The sequence below is a fragment of the Streptomyces sp. NPDC001027 genome (assembly GCF_040299045.1).
Lineage (GTDB): Bacteria > Actinomycetota > Actinomycetes > Streptomycetales > Streptomycetaceae > Streptomyces.
On record NZ_JBEPBI010000035.1, the window covers coordinates 12,034 to 36,504 of the forward strand.

Sequence of the window (24,471 nt, forward strand, 5' to 3'; positions counted from 1 at the left end):
CCGGTCCCGACGTTCCGGGCGCAGCCATGGAGACGGAGTGCGACGCTGGAAAAGACATGATGAACGGGGGTAAAACGGAACGAGGGGCTGCCGATGAGCGAGCCGACGAGCGCCGGTGACATCGCCGCCGGGTACGCCTTCAGCGGACCCGCCCTCGACCTGGGCGCCCTGTTGTGGGACGGCAAGTGTCTGCCCGAGTGCCCCGTCCGCATCCCCCTCCGCATGCTGAACAGGCACGGTCTGGTCGCGGGCGCCACCGGCGCCGGGAAGACCAAGACGCTCCAGCTGATCGCCGAGCAGCTCTCGGCGCAGGGGGCGCCGGTTTTCCTGGCCGACGTCAAGGGCGATCTGTCGGGAATCGTGGCGCCCGGGCAGGCGAACGACCGGGTGCGGGGACGGGCCGCGGAAGTCGGCCAGAAATGGACGGCAACAGGCTTCCCCGCCGAGTTCTACGCCCTCGGCGGCCTCGGGCACGGCGTTCCGCTGCGGGCCACGGTCACCAGTTTCGGGCCGGTGCTGCTGTCCAAGGCGCTCCAGCTGAACCGGACGCAGGAGCAGTCCCTCGGCCTGATCTTCCACTACGCGGACCAGAAGGGTCTGGAGCTGCTCGACCTGAAGGACCTCCGGTCGGTCGTCGCCTTCCTCACCTCGGACGAGGGCAGGTCGGAGCTCAAGGGCGTCGGCGGCCTGTCCACCGCCACCGCGGGGGTGATCCTGCGGTCGCTCACCGCCTTCGAGGCGCAGGGCATGGCGACCTTCTTCGGCGAGCCGGAGTTCGACACGGCCGAGTTCCTGCGCACGGGACCGGACGGCCGCGGGACGGTGTCGGTGCTGGAGCTGGCCGCCGTCCAGGACAGACCACAGCTTTTCTCGACGTTTCTGATGTGGTTGCTGGCCGACCTCTTCCACGACCTTCCCGAGGTCGGCGACGTCGACCGGCCCAAGCTCGTCTTCTTCTTCGACGAGGCGCATCTGCTCTTCGCCGACGCCTCGAAGGCGTTCCTCGACGCCGTCACGCAGACGGTTCGGCTGATCCGCTCGAAAGGCGTCGGCGTGTTCTTCGTCACGCAGACCCCGAAGGACGTGCCCGGCGACGTCCTCGCCCAGCTCGGCAACCGCTTCCAACACGCCCTGAGGGCCTTCACTCCGGACGACCAGAAGGCCCTCAAGGCCACCGTGAAAACGTTCCCGAACTCTTCCTACGACCTGGAGGAGCTGCTCACCGGGCTCGGTACGGGCGAGGCGGTCGTCACCGTCCTCAGCGAACGGGGGGCGCCGACGCCGGTCGCCGCGACCCGGCTGCGCGCCCCCGAGTCGCTGATGGGACCGGTCGACGGCCCGGCCCTGGACCGGGCGGTGCGGGAGTCCGCGCTGTACGGGCGGTATGCACAGGCTGTGGACAGGGAATCGGCGTTCGAGAAGCTGTCCGCAGCCGCTGGCCGGCGGCCGGACGGGCACACCCCGCCGACGCCGACGCCGGCTCCGACTTCAGCGCCGGCGCCGGCACGGGCGCCGAAGAAGACCCCCGCCCCCGCCGCCGCCGCTCCCCCGGCCGAGCGTGACTCCTCCGTCATGGAACAGGTGGTGAGCAGCGGGATCTTCAAGTCGCTGGCCCGCTCGGTCGGCGCCCAGCTCGGCCGGGAGATCACCCGTTCCCTCTTCGGGACGTCCCGCAGAAGGCGCTGAATCTCCCGACGGGGCCGAGACCGGGTCCTGCTGCGCTGCCGGGCTGTTACCGCTCCCGGCCGCCCGAGGGCCTCTGCGGGCGGGCCGGTTGCTGGGCGGGGGGCTTGGGAGCGGTGCGGGCGGTGCGGGCGGCCTCCGCACGGAGCAGGGCGCGCAGGACGGCGTACGGGTCTGTGGGCATGGTGATTCCTCGCAGGGTGCAGGGTTGCTTGCTGACCGTTCCGGGGGACGGCGCAGGTCAGCAGCGCAGAATCACCGTGCGCAGCACGGACGAGGGGTGCGGGCGGTGCGAGGGGTGTGAGTCCCGCGGCGGCGAGGGAAGCGGCCGGGTCGCAGCGTCGCCCGGCGGGAGAAGGGCCGGCCGGAGCGGGGCGGCGGCGGAGCGATGGGGGCAGGAGGCCGGGCGCAGCGGTGGGTCGAGGACGTCGTGCTCGACAATCTCCGAGGCGGCGGCCGACGGCGCGGCGAACCCGGTGGGAGCGGCCGGCGCGAGCAGGGCGAGGAGCACGACGAGCACGCGCAGCCAGGTGCGGCTGGGCGGGTGCCTGCGTGCGGTGCTCATGGGAGGTCATCTCCCCGCGACACGCCCGACGTTCAGCATGCCGGACGGGAGAATCACCTGTTCGGAGCAGGGATGCGGGGGATGCGCGGGATGCGGGGGCGAAGGACGTTACCGCCGGGGCGTGGCGCAGGGGGCGAAGGCGTGCCGTCCGGGTTACTTCCCCGCCGGTTTCCCGGATTTCTCGGCTTTTGCGGCCTTCGCTGCCGCCTTCATCTCCTGTTTGTGCGCCCGGACCTTGCTCAGCGACTCCGGGCCGGTGATGTCGGCGACGGACCGGAAGGACCTGGCCTCCCCGTAGGAGCCGGCCGCCTCCCGCCAGCCCGTGGGCCGCACGCCGAGCTGTTTGCCCAGCAGCGCGAGGAAGATCTGCGCCTTCTGCCGGCCGAACCCGGGCAGCTCCTCGAGGCGCTTGAGCAGCTCCTTGCCGGTGCCGGCGTCCTTCCAGACGGCGGCCGCGTCCCCGTCGTAATGCTCGACGAGGTACTGGCAGAGCTGCTGGATGCGCTTGGCCATGGAGCCGGGGTAGCGGTGCACCGCCGGTTTGTCGGAGAGCAGCGCGGCGAAGGCCTCCGGGTCCTGGACGGCGATGTCCTGCGCGTCCAGGTCGTCGGCGCCGAGCCGGTCGGCGATCGTCCGGGGTCCCTTGAACGCCCACTCCATCGGGACCTGCTGGTCCAGCAGCATCCCGACCAGCGCGGCGAGCGCGGACCGCCCGAGGAGCTCGTCGGCCTCGGGATCCTGGGAGAGGTGAAGGGTGACGTCCATGGGTCGATGATCCCGCCTGGGCGGTCAGTCCGCGCGCCAGTACCCCAGGGCGTGCACGCGTTCCTTCGGGACGCCCAGCTCCTTGCGCAGGAACGCCGACAGCGTCCGGGTGGTGTGGGTGTCGCAGGCGATCCAGACGTACGGATCGGGGGTGGCCTTCAGCAGTCCGGGCAGCTCGGCCCTGACCCGCTCGACCAGCTCGGCGCCGGAGTCCCGTCGGGGCACGAGCCGTATGTCGTGGCGGGCGGGGTCGGTCCGGAAGGGCAGGCCGGCTGCCTCGCCCTCGAACCAGACGGTGGCCGGGAAGGACCCGAGCGCGCCTTCGCCCGCGCCGAGCAGCGAGTTGACGGCGGGCAGCGAGGCCGGGTCGCCGATGACGAGGACGTGCGAGGGGGCCGGGGCGGGCGGCGCGAAGCCGGTGCCCTGGACGGTCGCCTCGATGGTGTCGCCGGGCACGGCCGCCCGGGCCCAGTCGCTCGCCGCGCCGTCATGCAGGGCGAACTCCAGGCTGAAGGCGCCGGCCGCCGGGTCGGGGTCGACCAGCGTGTACGCCCGCTGGTGCGGCCTGCCCGCGTTGTCGAACCAGAGCCGCACCCAGATCGTCGGGTGGACGCCGGTCGCGGCGAGCAGTCCGCCGTCCGACACGTGCAGCCGGCGGTAGTCGCCGGTGACGTCCTCCGTGCCCGTCACGGTGAGGGTGAAGTCCTTCGCCCGCATCAACTTGAGGACCGCGCCCTCCCAGCCCCGCCCCTGTGCCATGCCTTCTTCACCCTTCACGTACGATTCCGCCGCAGTTACTTAGGAGAGCCTAACCTTATGGGAAATGGGGCCGCAGGGTGACCACCGAGATCTACCGCGACGCCTGGGGCGTCCCGCATCTGCGCGCCGCCGACGCACGGTCGCTCGCCCGCCTCCAGGGGCTGGTCACCGCACGGGACCGCGCCTGGCAGCTCGAGGTGGAACGGCACCGGGCGCGTGGCTCCTCGGCGTCGTTCCTCGGACCCGACGCCCTCTCCTGGGACGTTCTCGTGCGCCGCGCCCGCCTCGACGACACGGCGCGACGCTGCTTCGACGACCTGGTCGAGCGCGACCCCGAGACGGCCGACTGGACGCGCGCGTACGTCGACGGCGTCAACGAGGGCCTGCGCGAGACGTCCCGCACCGGCCTCGCACCCGAGTTCGCGCGCGTCGGCCTCGCGCCCGGCCGCTGGGAACCGTGGACGCCGCTGGCCGTCTGGCTGGCCACGCACATCCTGTTCGCCGGGTTCCCGGCCAAGCTGTGGCGCGAGGAGGCCGCCCGGCATCTCGGCCCGGAGGCGGTCGGGCTGTTCGCCACGGACGGGCCCGGCACCTCCGGCAGCAACGGCTGGCTGGTCGGCGGCGACCGCACGGTCACCGGGCAGCCGGTCATCGCCGGCGACCCGCACCGCTTCGTCGAGGAGCCCGGCGTGTATCAGCAGATCCGGCTGGCCTGCGACGAGTTCGACGTCGTCGGGCTCGCGGTGCCCGGAGTCCCCGGGATCGCCCACTTCGGGCACACCGGCACGGTCGCCTGGGCCATCACCAACGCCATGGCCGACTACCAGGACCTCTACCGCGAACGCCTGCGGCGCACCGGCGCGGGCGTCGAGGCGCTCGGGCCGGACGGCAGCTGGCGGCGGGTGGCCCGGCACACCGAACTCGTCCGGGTGGCGGGGGAGGAGCCCGTCGAGGTGGAGGTGCTCGAGACCGAACGGGGACCGGTGATCGCCGGAGGCCCGGACGGCCTGGACGACGGCCCCCCGGATGCCCCCAGCGCCCCCGCCACGCCTGACGCCCCCGCCATGCCTGGCACTTCCGGCGTCCCCGTCACGCCTGGCGCCCCCGAGGCCCCCAGGGCCCCCGGTCCCGCCGGCGGCCCGGCCCGGCCTGACGGAGTTCCCGGCGTCGTCGCAGGCGAGGGCCCCGACGACGACGTCCCCGACGACGACATCCCCGACCCCCCGCTCGCGGTGAGCCTGCGCTATCCGCCCCGCGTCACCTCCGACCTCGGCTTCCAGACCCTGCTCCCGCTGCTGCGGGCCCGCCGGGTCGCGGACGTGGACCGGGCCTTCGACCAGTGGGTCGAACCCGTCAACGTCGTGCAGGCCGCCGACGCCGAGGGCGGTCTGCTGCACCGGGTCGCGGGCCGGGTGCCGCGCCGCGCCGCGGCCAACGGCATCCGGGTCGTGCCCGCCTGGGAGCCCGGCCACGAGTGGACGGGCTGGCACGAGACGCCCCGCGCGGGGCTGACCGACGGCGTCGCGGTGATGGCCAATCAGCGGGGCCCGGCGGCGGGGCTGGGCGTCGAGTTCGCCGCGCCGCACCGCGCCGACCGCATCCGGACGCTGCTGGCGCGGCGGCGGAAGTGGTCCGCCCCCGACATGGCGGCCGTCCACACGGACACCCGACTCGCCTCCGCCGAGCCCCTGCTGGCGCACGTGTCCGCACTCGACGGCCTGACCGGCCCGGCCGTCGCACTGCGCGAGCGACTGCTGCGCTGGGACCGCCGGATGGACGCCGACAGCGAGGACGCGGGCCGGTACGCGGCCCTGCGCGGCGCCGTCGTCCGCCGGCTCGCCGCGCACCCGGCCTTCGCCGCGCTGACGGCCCCGCCCGCCTACCCGGACGTCCTCCTCCCCTGGCTGGCGCTCCTCCCGCGGATCGGATACGCCCTCGAACACCTGCTGCGCGCCGAGGAGTTGTACGGCGTCGACCGGTCGCGGCTGGTGCGGGACGCCCTCGAGGAGACGGCCGGGCAGCCGGCCGTCCGCTGGGGCGACACCCACCGCCTCGCCCCCTGGCGGGCGCTGCCCGACCCCTCGTACAAGGGACCGGCTCTCGCGGGCGACCACGACTGCGTGCTGTGCACCTCGTCCGTGCCCGGCTGGACCGACCTCGCCGCCCGCGGCCCCGCTGCCCGCTACGTATGGGACCTGGCCCGCCGCGAGGACAGCCTGTGGGTCGTCCCGCACGGCGCGTCCGGCGTCCCCGGACACCCCCACCACCACGATCAGCTCCCCTTGTGGCTAGAGGGCGGGCTGGCTCCCGTCGTCACCGACTGGGCGCTGCTGAAGAAGGAGAGCGACCATGACTGACCGTTCCGTATCGGAGCTCGACCGTTCGCTGCCGGTATACGAGACCGCCTCGCCGCCCGCGCCCGCGCCCGCGCCCGAGCCCGCGCCCGCGCCCGAGCCCGCGCCCGCGCCCGCGCCCGAGACAGCCTCCGCGCCCGCGTCCCCGTACGTCCACCGGCAGACGGTCGGCGGGTTCGGCGCCGTCGCCATCCGCCCCGTAGACGCCGAGGCCGACGCGGACGTCCTCCACGGGTGGGTCCGCGAGGAGCGGGCCGCGTTCTGGGGCATGAACGGCCTGACCCGGGACCAGGTCGCGGACGTCTACGCGCACATGGCCGGCCTCGACACCCACCGGGCCTTGCTGGTCGAACTGGACGGCGCCCCGGTCGCCCTCCTCCAGACCTACGAGCCGGCCGCGGACCGGGTCGGCGACTGCTACGAGGTGGCCGCCGGCGACCTCGGCATCCATCTGCTCCTCGCGCCGGCGGACTCACAAGGCGCGCAACGCGGCTGGTCGTCGGCGCTGATGGGCGTGCTCGCCACGTACGTCCTGCTGGTCCTCGACCGGCCGCGGGTCGTGGTGGACCCCGATGTGCGCAACGAGAAGGCGATCGCCCGCTTTCTGCGGCAGGGCTTCGAGGCGGGCCCGGTCGTCACCCTGCCCGAGATCGACCTGCCGGACGTGCATCTGCCCGAGAAGAGGGCCCAGCTGGCGTTTCTGCGCCGGGAGGTAGCCTTCCCCGCGTGACGGCCACGCCCGCCCCGTGAGGCCGCGAGGTGAACCGGATGGCCCGTGCACGCGTACGTATCCGCGAGTACGCGGGTCTCGGATTCTCGAGCAAGACGGAGCGGTGACGTGAGCGAAGGGCGCGATGGCGGGCGACCCCAGGGCCGGCACGGCGACGGGCCCGGACCCGACGTCGCCCGCCCCAGCGGGCTCGGCGGCGGACTTGACGAGGAACCTTCAGGCCGGTCCCGTCGCGGATGGTTCGACGGGCGGGTCGGCGGGCGGGTCGGCGGTGGGGCGCGCGTCGGCCGACGGCGGCGGCTGCAGGCGCTGGTGCTGCTCGGCGCCGTGCTCGTCCTGCTCGGCCTCAGCGGCGGACCGGCGTCGGCCCACGCGGCCCTGCGCGGCGCCGATCCGGTGGACGGAAGCGTCGTCAAGACGTCCCCCGGCTCGATCACCCTCACCTTCACCGAGTCGGTGGGCCTGCTCGACGACTCGTTCCGGCTCTTCGACCCCGACAACAAGCGGGTGAAGACGGGCGCCGCGGGGCACGCCGACGGCCGCGCCGACACCGCGCGCGTCACGCTGCCCCGCAAGCTCGGCACCGGCACGTTCACGGTGGCCTGGCGCGTGGTGTCCGCGGACAGCCACCCGATCGCCGGCGCCTTCACCTTCTCCGTGGGCAAGCCGTCCGCCGTCCCGCCGGCCCTGCCCAGCACCTCGGTGGAGGACCCGGCCACCAGCGGTCTGTTCAACATCGGCCGCTATGTCGCCTACATCGCCGCCGCCCTCCTCATCGGCACCGGCGTCTTCGTCGCCGTCTGCGGCCCGCCGGACGTCCGCCCGCTGCGCAGGCTGCTGGTGGCCGGCTGGTGGGCGCTCGCCGGATCGACGGTGTTCCTGCTCCTGCTCCGCGCTCCTTACGAGACCGGCGCCGGCCCGGCGCAGGCCCTGGACCTCTCGGGCCTCAGCCGCACCCTCGGCACCCGTCCCGGCCTGGCCCTGGCGGCGCGGCTCGTGCTGCTGGCGGCGGTCGCGGCCCTGCTCCTGCGGCAGCGCACGCTCCCGCAGGGGGAGCGGCCTTCGCGCGCGTCGCTCGTGACGGGCGGTGCGCTGGCCGTGGCCCTGACCCTGACCTGGGCCGCCGCGGAGCACGCGTCGGCAGGCATCCAGGTCCCGGCGGCGATGACGTCCTCGGTGTTGCACCTGCTGGCGATGGCGGCCTGGCTGGGCGGTCTGACAGCCCTGCTCACCCTGCTCCACCGGGCGTCCGTCCCCTCGTACGTGGTCACCCGCTTCTCCCGGACGGCCGGCCTCTCGGTCGTCGTCCTTGTGGTCACCGGCGTCTACCAGTCCTGGCGCGGCCTCGGCTCCACGTCCGCGCTGACGGACACGACGTACGGCCGGGTCCTGCTCGCGAAGCTCGCCGCGGTGACGCTCCTGCTGATGGCGGGGGCGTGGTCGCGCCGCACGGTCCGCGACGCGACGGCGGCGACGACGAGGACGTCGACGGAGTCGAGGGCGGCGAAGGCGGCGAAGACGTCGGCGGGGTCGAACACGGCCGACGCGGTGAGCGCGACGACGACACCGGGGAAGGTGACCACGGAGTCGGCCGACGAGACGGAGGCGACCGGGGCGAGTGACGCGACGGAGGCGACCGCGAAGCGCGAGGCCAGGGTGCCGCTGCCGGTGGGAGGAAGGGCGGCCGAGGCGGCAGACGCCGAAGCCGACCGCACCGCCCACCAGGCCGGCGCCCGCATCGACGCCGATGCCGACGCGGATGCGGATGCCGACGCCGATGCCCGTTCCGACGTGCAGCTGCCGCAGGCCCACGAACCGCAGGCCCACGAACCGCAGGCCGACGAACCGCCCGTCGACGAGCCGCCCACTGCCGACTCGCCCGCCGGTCCCACCCGCGCCCCTGTCCCCACCCCAGCCACCACCCCCACCTCCACAGCCGCCCGTGCCGTCATCCCCGCCCGCCGGCCGGTCGACCCGCGCCGGTCGCTGCGCCGGTCCGTGCTGGTCGAGGTCGCCGTCGCGGTCGTCGTGCTCGTCCTGACGACGGTCCTCACCGGCACCCTGCCGGGCCGGGCGGCGGCCGAGGCCGCGGCGGCTGGACAGGACGCCGGACTGCCGGTGGCGTCCGTGACCGACGTCCCCTTCTCCTTCGGCTCACCGGGCGTCAGCAGCGTTCAGGGCAAGGTCCAGGTCACCCTCGACCCGGGCCGGGTCGGCGACAACAACCTCCAGGCCGTGGTCTACGGCCCCGACGGCGGCTTCGTCACCGTCCCCGAACTGCGCGTCTCCTTCACCCTCCCGGACCAGAAAGTCGGCCCGCTCGACGCCAAGGTCGCTGACAAGGGCGGCTACTGGGGCGCCGACGCCGTCAATCTGCCCATCGCCGGGGACTGGGAGATGAAGGTGACGATCCGGGTGTCGGAGGTCGACCAGGTGAGCGTGACGAAGCCGCTCCGCATCGAGCGCTGAGGCGGGCCGCCCGACGCCGCCCCTGCACCGCCGCAGGGGCGCACCAGGGGCGCATCAGAGGTCAGCGCCCCGGCTCCGCGGTGGCGTGGCGGGCCGCGAGGGCGAGCTCCTCTTCCTCGAGACGGCGCGAGCAGCGGGCGTCGGGGTCGTACGCGACGGCCGTGCTGACGCAGGTGCAGAACACCCGGGCGTCACGGGTGACGCGGCTGGTGACCCGGAAGGACGAGCGGCGCAGGTCGCCGATGGTCGTGACGATGGTGACCGGCTCGGGCTCCAGCACCAGCGGCTCGGTGTAGTCGAGCTCGTGGCGTGCGTACACGAACCGCGGCCGGATCTCCTGCCCGGGCAGCCCGGGGCGCAGGTAGAACAGGTCGATGTGGGCGTCCTGGATCATCTCGAGCAGCCGTGCGTTGTTCACATGCTGCATGGAGTCCAGGTCGCTCATACGGACCTGACGGAGATAGAGGTGCGGCCGACGGTCCGGCTCGTCGTGGGGCGGGCGCGCTGTGCTCGTGCGGCGGACGTCGGACGCCAGGGTGTGGATCATCAAGGGGTCGCTCCTCGGACAGGGTCCCGGCCTCCCGGGCCGGTGTGTGGTCCCGGCGCCGCGGCTGCCGGGTCGGCGGGCCCCGGCGACGACCGCGGGCCTGCGGTGACTGCGCTGCGCTGCGGTGCGGTACGGATGGTGGCTGCGCTGCATGCGCTGCATGCGGTGCCTGTGATGCCTGTGATGCCTGCGGTCTACAGGGCCCGCTCGATCAGGTCGGCCGCCGCGCCCGCGCCACCGGCCTGCGCGATCTCCCGGCGCATGGCGGCCACGCCCGCGCGGATGTCCCGGTCGGACGACACCCGCAGGACGGCCTCGCGCAGCGCCTCGGGCGTGACGGTCTCGCGCGGCAGATGGACGCCGAGCCGGAGCTGCTCGATCCGGGCCGCGTTGACCCGCTGCTCGGCCATCTGCGGAACCGCCACCAGCGGCACGCCGTAGTGCAGCGCCTCCATCGTGCCGCCCATCCCGGCGTGGGTGACGAAGGCGTCCGCGTGGGCGAGCACAGCCAGCTGGGGCACGTGCGGATAGACCTCGACGGTGTCGGGGAGCGGCCCCAGCTCGTCCGGCGCGACGGCGTGGCCGACGGACATCACCACATGCCAGGGCAGCTCCGCGAACGCCTGGACGCAGGACCGGTAGAAGTCGGGTCGCCGGGTGAACTGGGAGCCCAGCGACACCAGCAGGACCGGCAGATCCGGCCGCGGGGGCTGCCAGGAACCCTGGTAGGACCGGTCCCCGAGCGCGGGTCCGACGTACGCGACGTCACGTGCCGCGACGGTGTCCGCCCTGCGCTGGAAGGCGCGGGGGAAGAACGCGACGGCGTGCTCGGGGTGCACGAGCTCCAGGATCCGCGCGCTGTCCACCCCGTGTTCCGCGAAGGCGGCCGTCAGTTTCCCGAAGCCCGGGATCTGCGGCAGCCCGGGCACGCCGAAGAACTCGGGGACGATGCCGTCGTAGGCCAGGTGGGTGGGGGACGCCACGACGACGGGCGTCTGCCGGCTCGCCCCCAGGAGCAGTCCGGCGAAGGCGTAGACGTCGCACAGCACCAGGTCCGGACGGTCCCGGTCGAACGCCCGGCTCAGGGACGGCAGTGAGGCCAGCGCCGTGTCGACGACCCGGGCGAACCCCTCGCCCATCTCCTCCGGCGCCTCCGAGTCGTCCCCCGCGTCCGGGTAGAGGACGGGCTCCGCGCCCGCCGCCTTCACCTGGTGCACGAACTCCTCGGTGACGGCGTAGGTGACCCGATGCCCCCGCCGTACGAGCTCCTCGACGACCCCCAGCGTCGGATTGACGTGCCCGTGCATCGGAACGTTGAACACGGCGATGTGCGCGGGATGCGGTTGAGGACCAGGCACGACAGACGACTCCTGTCCGGCGCGAGGCCGGTGCGGTGGACGGGAACAGGGCGCCCGAAGGCGGACGCGGAGTCCCGATTAAAGGCGCTCCGACGCGGTCCGCGTCCGCAAACCTGCGGCAGTGTCACCCCATCAGGGAGCCGTCACGGCCGTGCGTTGACACCCGCGGGGCCCGCAGGACGTGACCGCCGCCCGGATCGGCCGTTGGAGGGACAGGACCTCGTCCTCCGATGGCCGCCCCGCGCGGGGCGACCCCCGCCAGGGACGCCCACGACAGGAGCAGTCTCATGCCCGGATCGCATCTGCCCTTGATGGAAGAGGGCATGGCCCGCTGGCCGTTCGGCCCGCCCAACGCGGGGATCGCCCTGGACTTCACGGGCGTCCCGCCCGCGCTGGACGAGCTGCGGGCGCTGGTCGGCGACCGCTGGAAGGCGCTGCCCCGGCTCACCCAGACCCTCGTCGCCCCCGGCGGGCCCCGGACGGGCCTCGCCTGGTGGACCGGCCGGCATCGCTGGGCGCGACGCGACGGCCACGACCTCGGCCGGCAGGTCGACGAGGCGTACGGCACCCTGCGGGACGTCGTCCGGCTGTGGTTCCACACGCCGTTCCCCGCCGACCGGCCGCCGTGGAGCCTGCACCTGCTGCGGGGCTCGGCCGAAGGGGAGTTCTCCCTCCTCTTCCGGATGCATCACAGCCTGCTCGACGGCCGTTCGCTGACGACTCTGCTGCGGGCCCTGTTCGACGACGGCGGCCCGCTCGACGGCGCCGCCTCCCTGGCGGTGCCGGGCCCCCGCCGACGGACGGTCCGGCCGGCGCCGAGCGCGGGGGGCCCGCCGGGGCTGCTCACCGCGGGACGCGCGGTCCCCCTGCCGCACCGGGGGACGCGGGAGCCGGCCTACACGGTCGTACGACTGCGGACCGACGTGCTGCGGGCCGCGCGCGAGGCCGCCTCCGCCCGCACGGCGACCACCAACGAGGTGTTCCTCGCGACCGTCTCAGGCGTCCTGCGCTCGTGCCTGTCCGCCGCGGAAGCCGCCCCACCCGGCACCGGGACGGCCTCCCACGGCGACCGTGACCCTGACCGGGACCGGGACCGGGGCAGGGGTAGGGAGACGGGTCGGGAGCGGGAGCCGGGGCAGGTCTGGCTGTCGGTCCCGGTCGACGAACGCCCGGACGACTGCGGTGAGTTCCTGGGCAACGCGTTCGCCAACGTCCGCGTGCCCGCGCCGGTGAACCTGTCCGACCCCGCGGCCCGGCTGACCGCCTGCACCGGTCTGCTGACCCCGGTCACCCGGCCCCGGCGCACCTCCGAGAAGCTGTTCGAGGGCACGCTCGCGGCGGTGCCCGGGGCGACCATGGCCCTGGCCGGCGGGAAGATCTTCGCGCCCTCGTACGCGCCTGCCGCCTGCTCCTACGTCCACCTGCGCGAACAGGGTCAGACGCTGGCCGGGCGACCCTTGCGCCGCCTGACGATCGTCCCCATGGTGCCCCCGGCCGACACGGCCACCTTCGCGCTGGGCGGCTGCACCCGGGGACACACGCTGAGCGTCGCCACCAACTCGGGCAGCCAGGACGCCGACCTGCTGGCGGAGGCCTTCCTCGACGAACTGACCCTCCTCGCCGAACGCACCCCGTGAACGCCCGTAATTACGGGCTTGTCCGTTGCGAGCCGTGGCGGGGCGGCTTCTGTGCTGTCCGTGTCAACCCCGGCGGAAGTTTCATCAGTCAATGATGCCTGCGCCGGGCGGCAGGGTCTTGGGGCGGAATCCTGACGTCTGACTGCTGGTCACGATATTGCTGTCGTCGTTATCCACCTGGAATATGTTCTTCGCCAAGCCGACGAGGTCTTCGCCCAGCTCTACCACCTGGCCGACGGCGTCGGCAGCGTCCTTTCCCGCACCGAGGATGTCGCCGAGCGTTTCTTCCGATGTCTTAATCGGATCTCGAGCAAAGTCCGTTACGGCGTGTGTGACGAACGAGGTTACCCCAGCCATCGGATTGGGGCCGCTGACCGTTATGACAGGTAGCTTTATGGTGCTTGTGGGTCCCCAATGTATACCCGCTTCTGCCTTGAGTCCGAGCTCGACTCCAGTGCCGTATTTTTGGCCTCCGATAGTTATCTCGGTGTGCCCGCCGATCGTGCCTGCCGAAGCGCCGACCTCGACGCCCGCTCCGTCCGGACTGATCTCGACATCGGTGTGGGCAGAGGGCCCCACCGCGATTCCACCAGCGCCCGCCGACCCACCTGGAACAGTAACTGAGGTCGATCCTTCAACCTTGGCCGTGACGACTTCGGCGTGACCCTTGGCAGATAGTTTCTTGCCGTCAAGCGAGCCGCCGAGATTGACTATGGCGACCTGAGCTCGCCCATCAGCCGTAATCGAGTACTCTCCTCTTCGGAATCTGAGCGTTTTACTCTCATCGAGGAGGCTCCATTGCCAGGAGAATGTTTCTCCTGGCATCGCTGGTCCACTGATCGACATCCGCTCTTCGGAGTCGACGGACACCGTTCCCTCGTCAGCTACCCTCAGGACGCCATCAGCGCCAAAACGGCTGCATTGATAGAAGATGTCACCGATCGGCAGCACCCCACGCGGGTGGCCGACCGCGGAATCACCGAACACCGTGGTGTAGATGTTCCAGCCGCCGCTGAGCAGGTTCCCGCCCTGTCCGGCCGTCCAGCTTGCGGTGCCGTCCTGCCAGCCGTCGTGGCGGTACCACCGCAGCTGACCCTCGGGCGTCACGGCGTAGATGACGCCTTCACCGCCGCCGAACACCTTGCTGTAGATGTTCCAGCCGCCGCTGATCAGGTTTCCGCCCTGTCCGGCGGTCCAGCTCGGGGTGCCGTCCTGCCAGCCGTCGTGGCGGTACCACCGCAGCTCGCCTTCCGGCGTGATGCCGTAGATGACGCCTTCGCCGCCGCTGAACACGGTCGTGTAGATGTCCCAGCCGCCGCTGACTCTGACTCCGCCTTGTCCGGCGGTCCAGCTCGGGGTGCCGTCCTGCCAGCCGTCGTGGCGGTACCACCGCAGCTCGCCTTCCGGCGTGATGCCGTAGATGACGCCTTCGCCGCCGCTGAACACGGTCGTGTAGGCGTCCCAGCCGCCGCTGACTCTGACTCCGCCTTGTCCGGCGGTCCAGCTTGCGGTGCCGTCCTGCCAGCCGTCGTGGCGGTACCACCGCAGCTCGCCTTCCGGCGTGATGCCGTAGATGACGCCTTCGCCGCCGCCGAACACCGTGGTGTAGATGTCCCAGCCGCCGCTGACTCTGACTCCGCCTTGTCCGGCGGTCCAGCTTGCGGTGCCGTCCTGCCAGCCGTCGTGGCGGTACCACCGCAGCTCGCCCTCCGGCGTGATGCCGTAAATGGCCACCGTACTGCCATCCGTCATGACCCCTCCAGCCTTCTTTGGCCAAGCCGCGGTCCGCAATCATCTATTCGAGGAACTGGGGCTCTTCGAGATCGGGCCCGCCAAAGGAGGCCAACGCCTCGTCGGCTTCCGGGGCGTCACTGCTGAGCGCATAGGTGCCGGTCTTCGCTTGGCCCTGGAGCGGTGCACCGCTCGTCAATGCGACCTTGTACATGCCCGGACTCAGATTGGCCCAGGTGTGCTCATGCGACGCTCCGTCCGCCGGCAGGCTTACGGAGCCGCCTACCGGGCCGCCCAGACGGTGCAGCTGCGCTTGGATGTCGCCTCCCGGACCAGGCGGGGACGACAACGTGATCCGCAGATTCAGCGCTGGAAGGCCGCGGATTTCCACCCCCTTCGTCCACCCCTCCTTCATGAACCGAAATTTAATGGGCCCTACGATGTCCCTGAACCCGCTCATTTCTCCTCCTCGTCGATGGCGCATTACAACGTGCGAAGCCGCCGCATTTGAGGCCTGATCAACGGGGTTGGGCGGTACGGCGCGCAGCAGCTTCGCAAAGAAAGATTCATGATTCTCAAGCAGCGCAATCCGGGGCCCTCGCGCGGTGGAGCAGCGCGGAAAACGTCTGCGGCGCTGATGGTCCCTGCGCCGTTAGAACACGCTATATCCGGGGTGGAACCGGCGAGAACACCGATGCAAAAGGGGGCTGGCCACTCTTCGGCTCTCCCGTGCCCGACACTCACTCGGAGCGGTTGGCAAGTCCTGCTTTCCCAGTGTAAATCGGAGTGTCTCTGGCGGCGACTTCGCGCGATCCTGTTGAATCGATAAAGCACATTGCGGAGAGCTCAGGTGAGATGCCGGGCGTGTGGTCGGCGTGTGAACCCTGCGAATCCGGCCTTGGTTCCGTGTGCGTCGTGACCGATGTCCCTCAGAAGCGGAGCGCGCACCTGAGGGGGTGCCGCATCCTGCTCGGTTGCCTGGGCTGTCAACCGGTCTTCTCCTCACCGGTCAGGCGCCACCTCGCGTACGGGACTTCGTCCGGGTGTCGAGCCAGCCGTGCGGTCATCCAGGCCGTCTGGGCGTCCATCCCCGGTCCGAACTCGGCCATCAGGCTGCGGGCCTGCAATGTCGTTAGAGGTGCGAGCACCCAGCCCAGGAGGGAGAACCGCACCCGGTCGGTGCCGACCGGCTTTCGCACCGGCCCGCAATCATGCTCCTGGGACGGGTCGGCGCCGTCCGGTGTGTGCGATGTCGTGTCGGCCACGCCGTGAGCGTCGCGACCAAAGCAGCCTCTACGGAGTCGATCAACCCTGTAACCACTGGAAAGAGCGGCAGTGGACTGCTGACGTTGACGTCACGGCGGTCGTGTCCGACTCGCGCCCTTGGAGGCAGGGTGCCGGACTCTCGCCGAGGTGGACGCGATGACCGGCACCGACTTCGACGGAAGTGGAGCAGCGTGAGTGTGTCCAGCTTCTGCTCGTGGTTTCTGGTCTGCGCGGAATCGCCCCCTTACTCCCCGTTCTGCGACCAGACCGCGGTGAGCGCGGTGACCGGGTCACTGTCGACTGGTGCCGCGGGCCACCATTCGCCGTCGTCGTCTCGGCGGTAGGGGTACCAGCGGGCGTCGGGGCCCAGACGCAATTGGATGCCGTGGTGGGTGAGGGTGAAGCGGTTGCGCCAGGCTCTGAGATGTACGGGGGAGTCGGTCATCTCGACGAGGGCCGCGTCCAGGGCGGCGCGGGCGGCCTTCATCACCGTCGGGTCGGGAGTGTGGGGCTGTTCGGCGACGGTGACGCCCGTGGGGCCGCCGTGGCGCCAGGCGCGGGTGAGGCGTGCGAAGGCAGTGGGGTTGGCGCCGGTCTTCCGGATCAGTTGGTGGAACCACTCGGGTCCGGGGTCGCTCGCGGCGATGCGCACGGCGTCCTGGTGCTGGGTCAGGTGCAGGTCGGCGGTGTCGCCCGTGAGGAGCCGGGCGGCGCGCGCGGCGGCGTCGGCCATGAGGCGTTCCAGGTCCGCGGCGGCCAGGCCGCTGCCTGGTGGCGGGGCGACGGGCAGTGCTGTGGTGTGGGCGGCGGGTTCCGGGAGTTCGGGCGGTTCGGGGGGCTCTTCGGCCCAGTGGGCGTACGCGGCGGCGGCCGGGATGCCGGCCGGTGCCGACGGGGTGGCGGTTTCCTGTGCTGCTGTACGGAGTGCGCGTAGCTGGGCGAAGACCTCCTCGCGACCGCGGCCGCGCAGCGAGAAGAGCACGAACGGGTCGGTGTCGATGGTGGCTGCGATGGCGTAGCAGAGCGCGGCGGCGTGCTTGCAGGGGTGTCCCCAGTCGGGGCAGGAGCACTCCGGATCGAGCTCGGTGGGCAGGGGGAGCAGTGGGACGCCTGCGTGCCGGGCGTCGTCGACGAGTTCGGCGGGCATCTCGCCGTCGAGAAGAGCTGCGAGATGCCCGGCGCGGGCCGCGATCGTGTCGAGCAGGGTGTCCCACTGAGGGGCGGTGAGGACCGGCAGGTGGACCGATGAGCGGTACGGGCGAGGGCGACTGCCCTGGACAGCGGCCTTGACCTGGCCCGGAGCGATGGTGACCGGGCTGACCATGCCTTGGCGGGCGTAGGTGCGTCCGCGCGAGAGCCGTCCGGCGTCCAGGGTGGAGTCCTCCAGGGCGGCCACCCATGCCTGGCCCCACCAGGTCGCGGCGAAGGCCCGCTTGCCGCGGGCGGGCGCACGGCGCGGGCCGGGGACAGCGGGGCTCATGACTGCCTTCCCAGGGCGACGAGTTCGGCGAGTTCGGCGTCGGACAGTTCGGTGAGGGCTGCCTCGCCGGAGCCGACGACGGCATCGGCGAGGGCGCGCTTGGCTTCGAGCAGCTTCGCCACCTTGTCCTCCACGGTTCCCTCCGCGAGGAGCTTGTGCACCTGGACTGGTTTGTCCTGGCCGATGCGGTAGGCGCGGTCGGTGGCCTGGTCCTCGACGGCCGGGTTCCACCAGCGGTCGTAGTGCACGACGTGAGTGGCGCGGGTGAGGTTGAGTCCGGTGCCCGCCGCCTTCAACGACAGCAGGAACACCGGTACTTCACCGCGCTGGAAGCGGTCCACCATCTCCTCGCGCCGCGCGACGGGGGTGCCTCCGTGCAGGAAGAGAGCGGGGACGCCGCGCTCGGCGAGATGCTTCTCCAGCAGCGCCGCCATCTGTTTGTACTGAGTGAAGACCAGCACGGATTCGCCTTCGGCGGTGATGGTGTCGAGAAGTTCGTCCAGCAGGTCGAGCTTGCCGGAGCGGCCCCGCAGGGAAGTGGACTGAAGCAGGCTGTGCTCTTTCAAGTACTGGGCGGGGTGGTTGCAGATCTGCTTCAGCGAGGTGAGCAGTTTGAGCACCAGACCGCGCCGGGCGATGCCCTCCGACTCCGCGATCTTCGCCATGGTCTCGCGGACCTGTGCCTCGTACAGGCTGGTCTGCTCGGCCGTCAGCGGGACGATGTGGTCGGTCTCGGTCTTGGACGGCAGTTCGGGCGCGATGCCGGGGTCGGACTTCTTGCGGCGCAACAGGAAGGGACGTACGAGACGGGACAGGCGCTCGGCGGCCTCGGGATCCTCGCCCGCCTCGATGGCGCGGGCATGCCGGTCACGGAAGGCGGTGAGTGTGCCGAGAAGCCCGGGGGTGGTCCAGTCGAGCAGGGCCCACAGCTCGGAGAGGTTGTTCTCCACGGGGGTGCCGGTGAGAGCGACGCGGGCGCGGGCGGGCAGGGCGCGCAGTTCGCGGGCCGTGACGGCGTAGGGGTTCTTGACGTGCTGGGCCTCGTCGGCGGCCACCAGCGACCAGGGTGTCTCGGCGAGCACTTCGCGGTCGCGGCGCAGCACCCCGTAGGTGACCAGGACGATCTCGTCGTCGGCCAGATCCCCCAGGTGGCGGTCACCGCCGTGGTAGCGGCGTACGGGGGTGGACGGTGCGAATCTGGCCGCCTCGCGCTGCCAGTTGCCGAGCAGGGAGGTCGGGCAGACGACCAGGGTGGGGCCCGCGGTGGTCGGGTCGCTCTGGCGGTGCAGGTGCAGAGCCAGCAAGGTGATGGTCTTGCCCAGGCCCATGTCGTCGGCGAGACAGCCGCCGAGGCCGAGTGCGCACATCTCGGCCAGCCAGGCCAGGCCCCGCTTCTGGTACTCCCGCAACGTGGCCTTGAGAGCGGCGGGCTGGGGCGCGGAAGTGCGGGACTCGGGGTCGCGGATACGAGCGACCAGGTCGCCGAGCGCACCGACCGCCGCACAGGGCACCCGGTCACCGTCCCTCCCCCAGCCTCCGGCCGGGGGGACCCCCATCTCGCTTCGCACGGCCTCGCCGGTCAGCGCGGCGTTCAACGCCTCCATGGGGGTGAGCGGTTCCATCCGGCGGCGCTTGGCGCGGGCCACCAGCTTCGGGTCGGCGACCACCCACTGGTCGCGAAGCCGGACGAGGGGGCGGCGTGACTCAGCGAGGGCATCCATCTCGGCCTCGGTGAGCGGCTCGCCGCCGAGGGAGACCTGCCAGCGGAAGTCGAGGAGGGCCTCGGTGTCCAGCAGGCCGCCCACGGCGGAACCCGGGGCGGTGCGCTGCCCGATCTCCGCGGTCGCGGTGAGCGCCTTGACCAGTTCGCGCGGCCAGTGCACGTCGACACCGGCCGCGCGCAGCGCGTCCGTGGCGTCCCCGAGGAGCTCGAAGGCTTCGTCGTCGGTCAACCGCAGCTGATCGGGAGCGGCATCGTCTAGCAGCCTCCGCAGCGGGGGCCAGGCGCGGGCGCCGCGACGCAGGGCGAGCAGGGTCTCGGTCTCGGCGCGCGGGCCGAGCAGCCGCTCCACTTCGGTCGGCTCGCTCCACAGCTGTGCGGCCTCGATGACGAGCGCCGGGTCCGCCGCGGTGTGCAGTTGAAGGACAGCCCGGAACTGCCGTCGGCGTCCTTCGGGTACGTCGACGCGCAGGGAGACACTGACCTCGGCGGTGAGCGCCGCCTGGGTTTCCTCGGCCCATTCACGCAAGGCGGGCACGGCACGGGCCTCGCGCCAGGCGTACGGCAGCGCTCCCATGGCGAGCGGCGCGGCCGGCGTACGGACCAGATCATCGGCGACCGCGTCGCAGAACTGGCGTACCAGTGCAGCCGGTTCGGCGATCCGTACCGGCGCAGGGCCAGGCTCGGGCAGGCAGTGGGCGTGCGGTGGGAAGGCGGCGGCCAGGGCGTCCAGCGTCCGGCGCTGGGCGGCTGTGAAGGGACCCACCTGCCAGGTGTCGTAACCGGAGGAGGTGATGGCCGGGTGGAGGCGGCCGTCGGCCAGCAGCCGCAGCGCGAAACGAGTGGCTGCCTGCCAGGCGGCGCCGGAGGGATGCGTCGGCTCCGCATCGACCAGGGCGGAGACGGCGACGGCGACAGGAAGCGCGTAACCCTCGACCCTGCGCCGCCTGACCGAGCGGCCGTGCGGCAGGACGAGTTCCACCGCTTCGGTCTCAAGGCCGGTGGGCGCCATACCGTCTCCGGCTGCCGCTCCGGTCGGCTTCCACAGCAGCAGCTGCCCAAGGCGGGCGGGCTCACCGGGCAGGAACACCGCCGCCCAGCCGGCGCCGAGCAGCTCCCTCCCGAAGCTGGATGTCTCCTGCCGGGCCGGCGGCGGTGCGCTCCTCGCGCCGCCCGTACTCGGCTCTCGTACGACGACTCGTGCCACTTTCTTCCGCCCTGTCGCGTGCCGGACCACCCCAGGCCCGCTCACTACCGAACCCCACCAGGCAACGTCACACGCTGGCAACCGTGGGCTTCTGCTTGACTGCTGGCGACGGCGTCGCCACGGCGGGTACGCCGCTGCTGAACGCGCCGGTCCTCAACCGTAAGGTGCAGCGCTACGGTCAGGCCATGAGCACTTGGGAACCAGCCGTGCTGGAGGCGTTGATCGAAGAGGCCACCGTCGACGCCTACGGCGAGGATGAGCAGCTCACCAGCTTCTTCACGATGATCGAGGAGAACCTTGCCGTGCCGTTCACCACGACGGTTCTCGGCGTCGAGGTGAGCGTGGTCGGTGTCGATCTGGCCGAGGACGGGCGCGTGGTCGCACGCTGCGCCCGGGGGGCGGTCCGACAGGACATCGGAATCCTGGACCTGCCGCTGCCGAAACCCGCCCCCGAGGGCTCGCAATGGATCGAGGCATACCGCTACTGGACCCGCTGAACCGGAGGGTCGCACAACTGCCCAGCTGAGCACCTCCTCGAACGGACAGCCGCCCGACTGCCTCTGACCGGACCGACTGCGGGAACAGAGAGCACGTAGCGCGCATACCGCAGTATGCTTGCCGCTATGGCTGACACCACACGCATCACGGTGACACTCCCCACCGAGCAGGTGGCGGAGCTGAAGAAGATCACGGACAACATCTCCGGCTATGTGGCCGAAGCGGTCGCCAGACAGATCCGGCACCAGCTTCTGGGGGCCGACCTGCGCAGCCACACAGATGAGCACGGGACCTTCAGTGAGGAAGAGCTGGCCGAGGCGCGGGCGCGGATCTTCGGCACGACACAGGCCGCCGGCGGCGCGAGCGCCGCGTGAGCGGGCACATTGAGACTGTCGTCCTGGACAGCGAGGGGCTGTCGGCCTGGGTGGCGCAGGACCGGAAGGTTCTGGCGATGTTCCAGGTGTTCCACGACATGGGAGCGGACCTTGTCGTCAGTGCCAACACCATCGTGGAGGTGAGCCACTCCAGGGTGGATCTGCCCCGGCTGCAATGGGCGCTCTCCCGGGTCAAGGTGGAGCCGGTCACCGAGGCGGCGGCCAAGGCGGCGGCACTGCTGCTCAAGGGCGCCGGCGTGCACGGACACAAGTACGCGATCGACGCCACCGTCGCCGAAGCGGCCTTGCGTCAGCCCGGCCCGGCCGCCATCCTCACGTCGGATGTCGATGACATGACCCGGCTGTGCGGCAGCAAGGTCCTGATGATCGGCCTCTGACCGCTGCCGTGACTCCGTCGTCAGTCGCCCCACGGATGCGAGCGTGCGCCCTTCATGCTTGGTTGATGTGTCCCGAATGGCGCCTGTGAATGCAATCGGAACTGCAACCAGGACATGCCGAAGAGTCGGACCGCCTGGCCGTACCTCATCGGAGCTGTCGTGCTCGGCGGCCTTGCTACCGGAGCCTGGTGGCTTTTACGTACGGACCGGCTCCTTCGCGGCGGGGACCGGCGCTGGCGCCGGCAGGACGCGATTCGGGTCGGCCATCGGACACTGGCCGACGTCGACAAGATGTCCGGCACCGAATTCGAAGACCTGGTCGCGGCTCTCTGTCGGCGCGACGGCTGCACCGACGTCCGCCGCGTCGGCGGCTCCGGAGACAACGGCGCTGACGTCACCGGCCGCCTCCCAGACGGCCGCACAATGATCATCCAGTGCAAGCGCTACACCACCACCAGCACCATTGCCAGCCGGGAGCTGCGTGACCTTCTCGGCGCGAAAGCCCACTTCGGCGCCGACCTGGCAGTCTTCGTCACCACCACCCGATTCAGCCGGCCCTCCGAAACCTTCGCCCTGCAGAACGGCATCCTCGCCATCCACCGCGACCACCTCGGACTGTGGAACAACGGAGCCACCTTGCAATCCCTGATCAGCATCAACGGCTCCGGCCAGGGCGACCAACGGCACCGAGCCCGCTGGAAGAGGACATATGGCACATCGCCCAGACCCGCAGCCCGTCGTCGAGGGGCGTAGCTGCATGAGGAGGGGCCTGAGAATCGTCACGAGGCCCCCGAACTCCCCGTCAGAGAACCGCACCACAGCTTGCGGCTAGCGCTTCTTGGTCTTCTTCTTCTGCGGCGGGTTCCACTCGCCTCGGTGCAACTGACAGCGGGAGTAACCGATCATCGCCGGTTTCTGGCACCGCTTGCCGGTCTTGGTATGGGTCGACCCGCACTTGACCTGTTTGCCCATTCGTCCTCCTCTGTCCGGTCGGAGGCGTGCCATGTCAGGCCCATCGTCACTGGCCAGCGGTGCGAACCGCTTTACCTGCGCGCGTATTCGACTGATTCCCGCTCCTTCTGGTCCGGATCATGACATTCTCGCCGAGGTCGACCGGCATCAAGGCATCAGTTCGCTCGGCACAGGTGTTACGCCTGGCCGTACAGGGCTGCCAGATCGATCAGCCGGATGCCAGGGGTGGTGTCGGCGGCGATGTGGGCCTTGTCGTTGAAGCCCGCCCCGCTGAAGCAGATGAGCTGAGTACGGGTGGTGTCGTAGCGTCCGGCCTGGGTGATGAGGTCACGGATGTGCCGGAGGCGATCGATGTGCGCGATGCCCATGGTGTCGTTCCACTTGGCTTCTCCGATGGCCAGCAGCGGCGGCTTGCCGCCGTCCGCGATACCGAGGACTGCCACATCGATCTCGTGCCCGGTGCGGGCTTTGGGGTCATGGACGACGCCGTGTCCGACGCGGGCGGGGAGACCGCCGAGCAGGTCGGGGTCGGCGTGGTGGAGGGTCCAGTCGCGGCAGACCTGTTCGAAGTGGGGGCCGAGGACGTTGCTGGTGAAGCGGCGACGGCTTGCCTGCCAGACCCGGGCGGCGCTGCCGGGCCGTTCCAACTGGTCCCAGACCGGGCGCATGATGGCGTGGTAGAAGCCGATCAGCGGTTCGGCGATGCGGTAGGTCGGGCGGTTGTCGCGGAAGGCGTCGGCGTCGCGGTGCAGCAGTCCGGCGTCTTCGAGGACGTTGATGGGGTGCGCGATGTCGGTGGCCTTGCGTTCCAGGTAGCCGGCCATACCTCCGCGGGTGGCGTTGCCGTCGGCGACGGCCGCCAGGACGGACAGGTACAGGGCGGTGTCACGCAGATCAGGCTCCTCGGCCAGCAGATAACGGGCCTCGCGGAAGAGCGGCGTCTCGGGGTTGAGGACCGTACGTACAACCCAGGCGTCGAAGTCGTCGGGCCCGTCGGGGCTGTCTCCTCGCGCGAACTCGCGCCGGTAGGCGGGTGTACCGCCGACGATCGCGTTGACCTGCAGGGCCAGCCGGGGGTCGGTGATGTTCCAGAACTCGGCGGCGAGTCGGTGGTCAAGGGGGCGCACGACAAGTTCCAGTCCCGCCCGGCCCCTCAGCGGTGCGTTGCCGGACAACAGCTTGCCCATGAAGGACAGGGCCGAGCCGCACAGTAGCAACCGCGCACGAGAGGCGGTCCGCTGCTCCCGCAGCGGACGGAACGCCTCTTGAATGATGGAGGGCAGCTCCGGATTGGCTCTGACGAGGTACGGGAACTCGTCGATCACCACGGGCACGGGGCGCTCGGCGCCGAGGGCAAGGAGTGCGTCGACAGCTTCGGCCCAATGTGCGAAGTGGTAGGGGCTGGCGGGCCGGACATGAGCGGTGAGCGCAGTGCTGATCCGGCGCAGAGACTCGGCGTCAGCGGCCTCGGTCGCACCGAAATAGAAGCCCCCCTCGGCACGGCAGGCCGCGTCGAGCAGGAAGGTCTTGCCCTGGCGGCGCCGACCGGAGACCACTCCGAGCGTGGCACCGGGCTGCTCATCGCCGATGAACCGGGCCAGCGCCGACCACTCGTAATCGCGATCGAACATCTCGGCAGGCTTGTCCACACGCCACCTCGGTAGATATAGAAGTACGTATCTATAAAACGTACCCCTATATGTGCACCGAGGCTGCCGACGCGCGGAGGAACGGCGCATCGTAAGGGGAACCTGCCCACGAGGATCTGCTGCGCGCAGAACGACGTCCAACACGGTGTCGGCCCGGGCCGCGTAACAGTTGAGAGAACCAGGGCATGTTGGTCTCCACCACGGCCCGGCGCTCATGACCGGTGTTGGGGTCCTGGATCAGGCCGACATCGACGGTAACCGCGCTGGACAGGGACTCCCGCACCGTGACGAGGAGTCCTGGGTGAACCG

At 71.3% G+C, this 24,471-nt stretch carries 22 protein-coding genes; 9 read left to right on the forward strand and 13 right to left on the reverse strand.

Annotation, left to right across the window (positions count from 1 at the left end; all coding sequences use genetic code 11):
- The first annotated feature begins 93 nt into the window (after positions 1–93).
- Positions 94–1,686, forward strand: a complete 1,593-nt coding sequence (locus ABT300_RS13120) for a helicase HerA-like domain-containing protein (RefSeq protein ID WP_351674516.1) — start codon at positions 94–96, stop codon at positions 1,684–1,686.
- Positions 1,687–1,732: 46 nt separating this feature from the next.
- Here the strand turns inward: ABT300_RS13120 and ABT300_RS13125 are convergent, their stop codons facing one another.
- The 4 genes from ABT300_RS13125 to ABT300_RS13140 form a co-directional block, all read right to left on the reverse strand.
- Positions 1,733–1,867: a hypothetical protein gene (locus tag ABT300_RS13125; RefSeq protein WP_351674518.1), complete on the reverse strand. Its 135-nt coding sequence runs from the start codon at positions 1,865–1,867 to the stop codon at positions 1,733–1,735.
- A 57-nt stretch (positions 1,868–1,924) separates the two neighbouring features.
- Positions 1,925–2,248: a hypothetical protein gene (locus ABT300_RS13130; RefSeq protein ID WP_351674519.1), complete on the reverse strand. Its 324-nt coding sequence runs from the start codon at positions 2,246–2,248 to the stop codon at positions 1,925–1,927.
- Positions 2,249–2,401: 153 nt separating this feature from the next.
- Positions 2,402–3,013, reverse strand: a complete 612-nt coding sequence (locus ABT300_RS13135; RefSeq protein WP_351674520.1) for an HhH-GPD-type base excision DNA repair protein — start codon at positions 3,011–3,013, stop codon at positions 2,402–2,404.
- 24 nt (positions 3,014–3,037) lie between these two features.
- On the reverse strand, positions 3,038–3,772 hold the full coding sequence (locus ABT300_RS13140; RefSeq protein WP_351674522.1) for a siderophore-interacting protein: 735 nt from the start codon (positions 3,770–3,772) through the stop codon (positions 3,038–3,040).
- A 77-nt stretch (positions 3,773–3,849) separates the two neighbouring features.
- On the opposite strand from ABT300_RS13140, the gene ABT300_RS13145 reads away from it, so the two are divergent.
- The 3 genes from ABT300_RS13145 (at position 3,850) to ABT300_RS13155 (ending at position 9,325) form a co-directional block, all read left to right on the forward strand.
- Positions 3,850–6,129 carry a penicillin acylase family protein gene (locus tag ABT300_RS13145; RefSeq protein WP_351674524.1) on the forward strand — a complete coding sequence of 760 codons (2,280 nt, stop codon included), beginning with the start codon at positions 3,850–3,852 and terminating at the stop codon, positions 6,127–6,129.
- Positions 6,122–6,856, forward strand: a complete 735-nt coding sequence (locus tag ABT300_RS13150; protein ID WP_351674525.1) for a GNAT family N-acetyltransferase — start codon at positions 6,122–6,124, stop codon at positions 6,854–6,856. The genes ABT300_RS13145 and ABT300_RS13150 overlap by 8 nt, the downstream gene beginning before the upstream one ends.
- A 108-nt stretch (positions 6,857–6,964) precedes the next feature.
- The gene (locus tag ABT300_RS13155) at positions 6,965–9,325 is read left to right on the forward strand and encodes a copper resistance CopC/CopD family protein (protein WP_502977927.1); all 2,361 of its coding nucleotides are present in this window, start codon (positions 6,965–6,967) and stop codon (positions 9,323–9,325) included.
- Positions 9,326–9,386: 61 nt separating this feature from the next.
- Here ABT300_RS13155 and ABT300_RS13160 read toward each other — a convergent pair whose 3' ends face one another.
- Positions 9,387–9,872, reverse strand: coding sequence for an acyl-CoA thioesterase (locus ABT300_RS13160; RefSeq protein WP_351674527.1), 486 nt, complete (start codon positions 9,870–9,872; stop codon positions 9,387–9,389).
- Between the two features lie 194 nt (positions 9,873–10,066).
- Positions 10,067–11,230, reverse strand: coding sequence for a macrolide family glycosyltransferase (locus ABT300_RS13165; RefSeq protein WP_351674529.1), 1,164 nt, complete (start codon positions 11,228–11,230; stop codon positions 10,067–10,069).
- A 287-nt stretch (positions 11,231–11,517) separates the two neighbouring features.
- Here ABT300_RS13165 and ABT300_RS13170 point away from each other — a divergent pair, with 287 nt between their 5' ends.
- Entirely contained in the window at positions 11,518–12,867 is a 1,350-nt protein-coding gene (locus ABT300_RS13170) for a wax ester/triacylglycerol synthase domain-containing protein (RefSeq protein ID WP_351674531.1), read from the forward strand.
- Between the two features lie 84 nt (positions 12,868–12,951).
- Here the strand turns inward: ABT300_RS13170 and ABT300_RS13175 are convergent, their stop codons facing one another.
- From ABT300_RS13175 to ABT300_RS13195, 5 genes are all read right to left on the reverse strand, one after another.
- Positions 12,952–14,619: a tachylectin-related carbohydrate-binding protein gene (locus ABT300_RS13175; RefSeq protein WP_351674533.1), complete on the reverse strand. Its 1,668-nt coding sequence runs from the start codon at positions 14,617–14,619 to the stop codon at positions 12,952–12,954.
- 43 nt (positions 14,620–14,662) lie between these two features.
- Positions 14,663–15,013, reverse strand: a complete 351-nt coding sequence (locus tag ABT300_RS13180; protein WP_351674535.1) for a hypothetical protein — start codon at positions 15,011–15,013, stop codon at positions 14,663–14,665.
- A 571-nt stretch (positions 15,014–15,584) separates the two neighbouring features.
- On the reverse strand, positions 15,585–15,863 hold the full coding sequence (locus ABT300_RS13185; RefSeq protein ID WP_351674537.1) for a hypothetical protein: 279 nt from the start codon (positions 15,861–15,863) through the stop codon (positions 15,585–15,587).
- A 245-nt stretch (positions 15,864–16,108) separates the two neighbouring features.
- Positions 16,109–17,344, reverse strand: a complete 1,236-nt coding sequence (locus ABT300_RS13190) for an SWIM zinc finger family protein (protein ID WP_351674539.1) — start codon at positions 17,342–17,344, stop codon at positions 16,109–16,111.
- Positions 17,341–20,271, reverse strand: coding sequence for an SCO1167/SCO6262 family helicase (locus ABT300_RS13195; protein ID WP_502977928.1), 2,931 nt, complete (start codon positions 20,269–20,271; stop codon positions 17,341–17,343). The genes ABT300_RS13190 and ABT300_RS13195 overlap by 4 nt, the downstream gene beginning before the upstream one ends.
- Positions 20,272–20,354: 83 nt before the next feature.
- On the opposite strand from ABT300_RS13195, the gene ABT300_RS13200 reads away from it, so the two are divergent.
- From ABT300_RS13200 to ABT300_RS13215, 4 genes are all read left to right on the forward strand, one after another.
- Complete coding sequence (locus ABT300_RS13200) at positions 20,355–20,768, forward strand: hypothetical protein (protein WP_351674540.1); 414 nt, start codon at positions 20,355–20,357, stop codon at positions 20,766–20,768.
- Positions 20,769–20,894: 126 nt separating this feature from the next.
- Positions 20,895–21,143 carry a type II toxin-antitoxin system CcdA family antitoxin gene (locus ABT300_RS13205; RefSeq protein ID WP_351674542.1) on the forward strand — a complete coding sequence of 83 codons (249 nt, stop codon included), beginning with the start codon at positions 20,895–20,897 and terminating at the stop codon, positions 21,141–21,143.
- Positions 21,140–21,541, forward strand: a complete 402-nt coding sequence (locus tag ABT300_RS13210; protein WP_351674544.1) for a DNA-binding protein — start codon at positions 21,140–21,142, stop codon at positions 21,539–21,541. Before ABT300_RS13205 ends, ABT300_RS13210 begins: the two co-directional genes overlap by 4 nt.
- A 159-nt stretch (positions 21,542–21,700) precedes the next feature.
- Positions 21,701–22,294 (forward strand): restriction endonuclease, encoded by a 594-nt coding sequence (locus ABT300_RS13215; protein ID WP_351674545.1) that lies wholly within the window; start codon positions 21,701–21,703, stop codon positions 22,292–22,294.
- A 75-nt stretch (positions 22,295–22,369) separates the two neighbouring features.
- Here ABT300_RS13215 and ABT300_RS13220 read toward each other — a convergent pair whose 3' ends face one another.
- Complete coding sequence (locus ABT300_RS13220) at positions 22,370–22,513, reverse strand: hypothetical protein (protein WP_199832028.1); 144 nt, start codon at positions 22,511–22,513, stop codon at positions 22,370–22,372.
- A gap of 176 nt (positions 22,514–22,689) precedes the next feature.
- Positions 22,690–24,162: an AAA family ATPase gene (locus ABT300_RS13225; protein WP_351674547.1), complete on the reverse strand. Its 1,473-nt coding sequence runs from the start codon at positions 24,160–24,162 to the stop codon at positions 22,690–22,692.
- Between the last annotated feature and the right edge of the window lie 309 nt (positions 24,163–24,471).

Excerpts from the sequence above, each read along its gene's own strand:
- ABT300_RS13190 (WP_351674539.1), bottom strand. The coding sequence starts at position 17,344 with ATGAGCCCCGCTGTCCCCGGCCCGCGCCGTGCGCCCGCCCGCGGCAAG.
- ABT300_RS13220 (WP_199832028.1), bottom strand. The coding sequence starts at position 22,513 with ATGGGCAAACAGGTCAAGTGCGGGTCGACCCATACCAAGACCGGCAAG.
- ABT300_RS13125 (WP_351674518.1), bottom strand. The coding sequence starts at position 1,867 with ATGCCCACAGACCCGTACGCCGTCCTGCGCGCCCTGCTCCGTGCGGAG.
- ABT300_RS13135 (WP_351674520.1), bottom strand. The coding sequence starts at position 3,013 with ATGGACGTCACCCTTCACCTCTCCCAGGATCCCGAGGCCGACGAGCTC.
- ABT300_RS13170 (WP_351674531.1), top strand. The coding sequence starts at position 11,518 with ATGCCCGGATCGCATCTGCCCTTGATGGAAGAGGGCATGGCCCGCTGG.
- ABT300_RS13150 (WP_351674525.1), top strand. The coding sequence starts at position 6,122 with ATGACTGACCGTTCCGTATCGGAGCTCGACCGTTCGCTGCCGGTATAC.
- ABT300_RS13205 (WP_351674542.1), top strand. The coding sequence starts at position 20,895 with ATGGCTGACACCACACGCATCACGGTGACACTCCCCACCGAGCAGGTG.
- ABT300_RS13160 (WP_351674527.1), bottom strand. The coding sequence starts at position 9,872 with ATGATCCACACCCTGGCGTCCGACGTCCGCCGCACGAGCACAGCGCGC.
- ABT300_RS13130 (WP_351674519.1), bottom strand. The coding sequence starts at position 2,248 with ATGAGCACCGCACGCAGGCACCCGCCCAGCCGCACCTGGCTGCGCGTG.
- ABT300_RS13140 (WP_351674522.1), bottom strand. The coding sequence starts at position 3,772 with ATGGCACAGGGGCGGGGCTGGGAGGGCGCGGTCCTCAAGTTGATGCGG.
- ABT300_RS13120 (WP_351674516.1), top strand. The coding sequence starts at position 94 with ATGAGCGAGCCGACGAGCGCCGGTGACATCGCCGCCGGGTACGCCTTC.
- ABT300_RS13180 (WP_351674535.1), bottom strand. The coding sequence starts at position 15,013 with ATGAAGGAGGGGTGGACGAAGGGGGTGGAAATCCGCGGCCTTCCAGCG.
- ABT300_RS13175 (WP_351674533.1), bottom strand. The coding sequence starts at position 14,619 with ATGACGGATGGCAGTACGGTGGCCATTTACGGCATCACGCCGGAGGGC.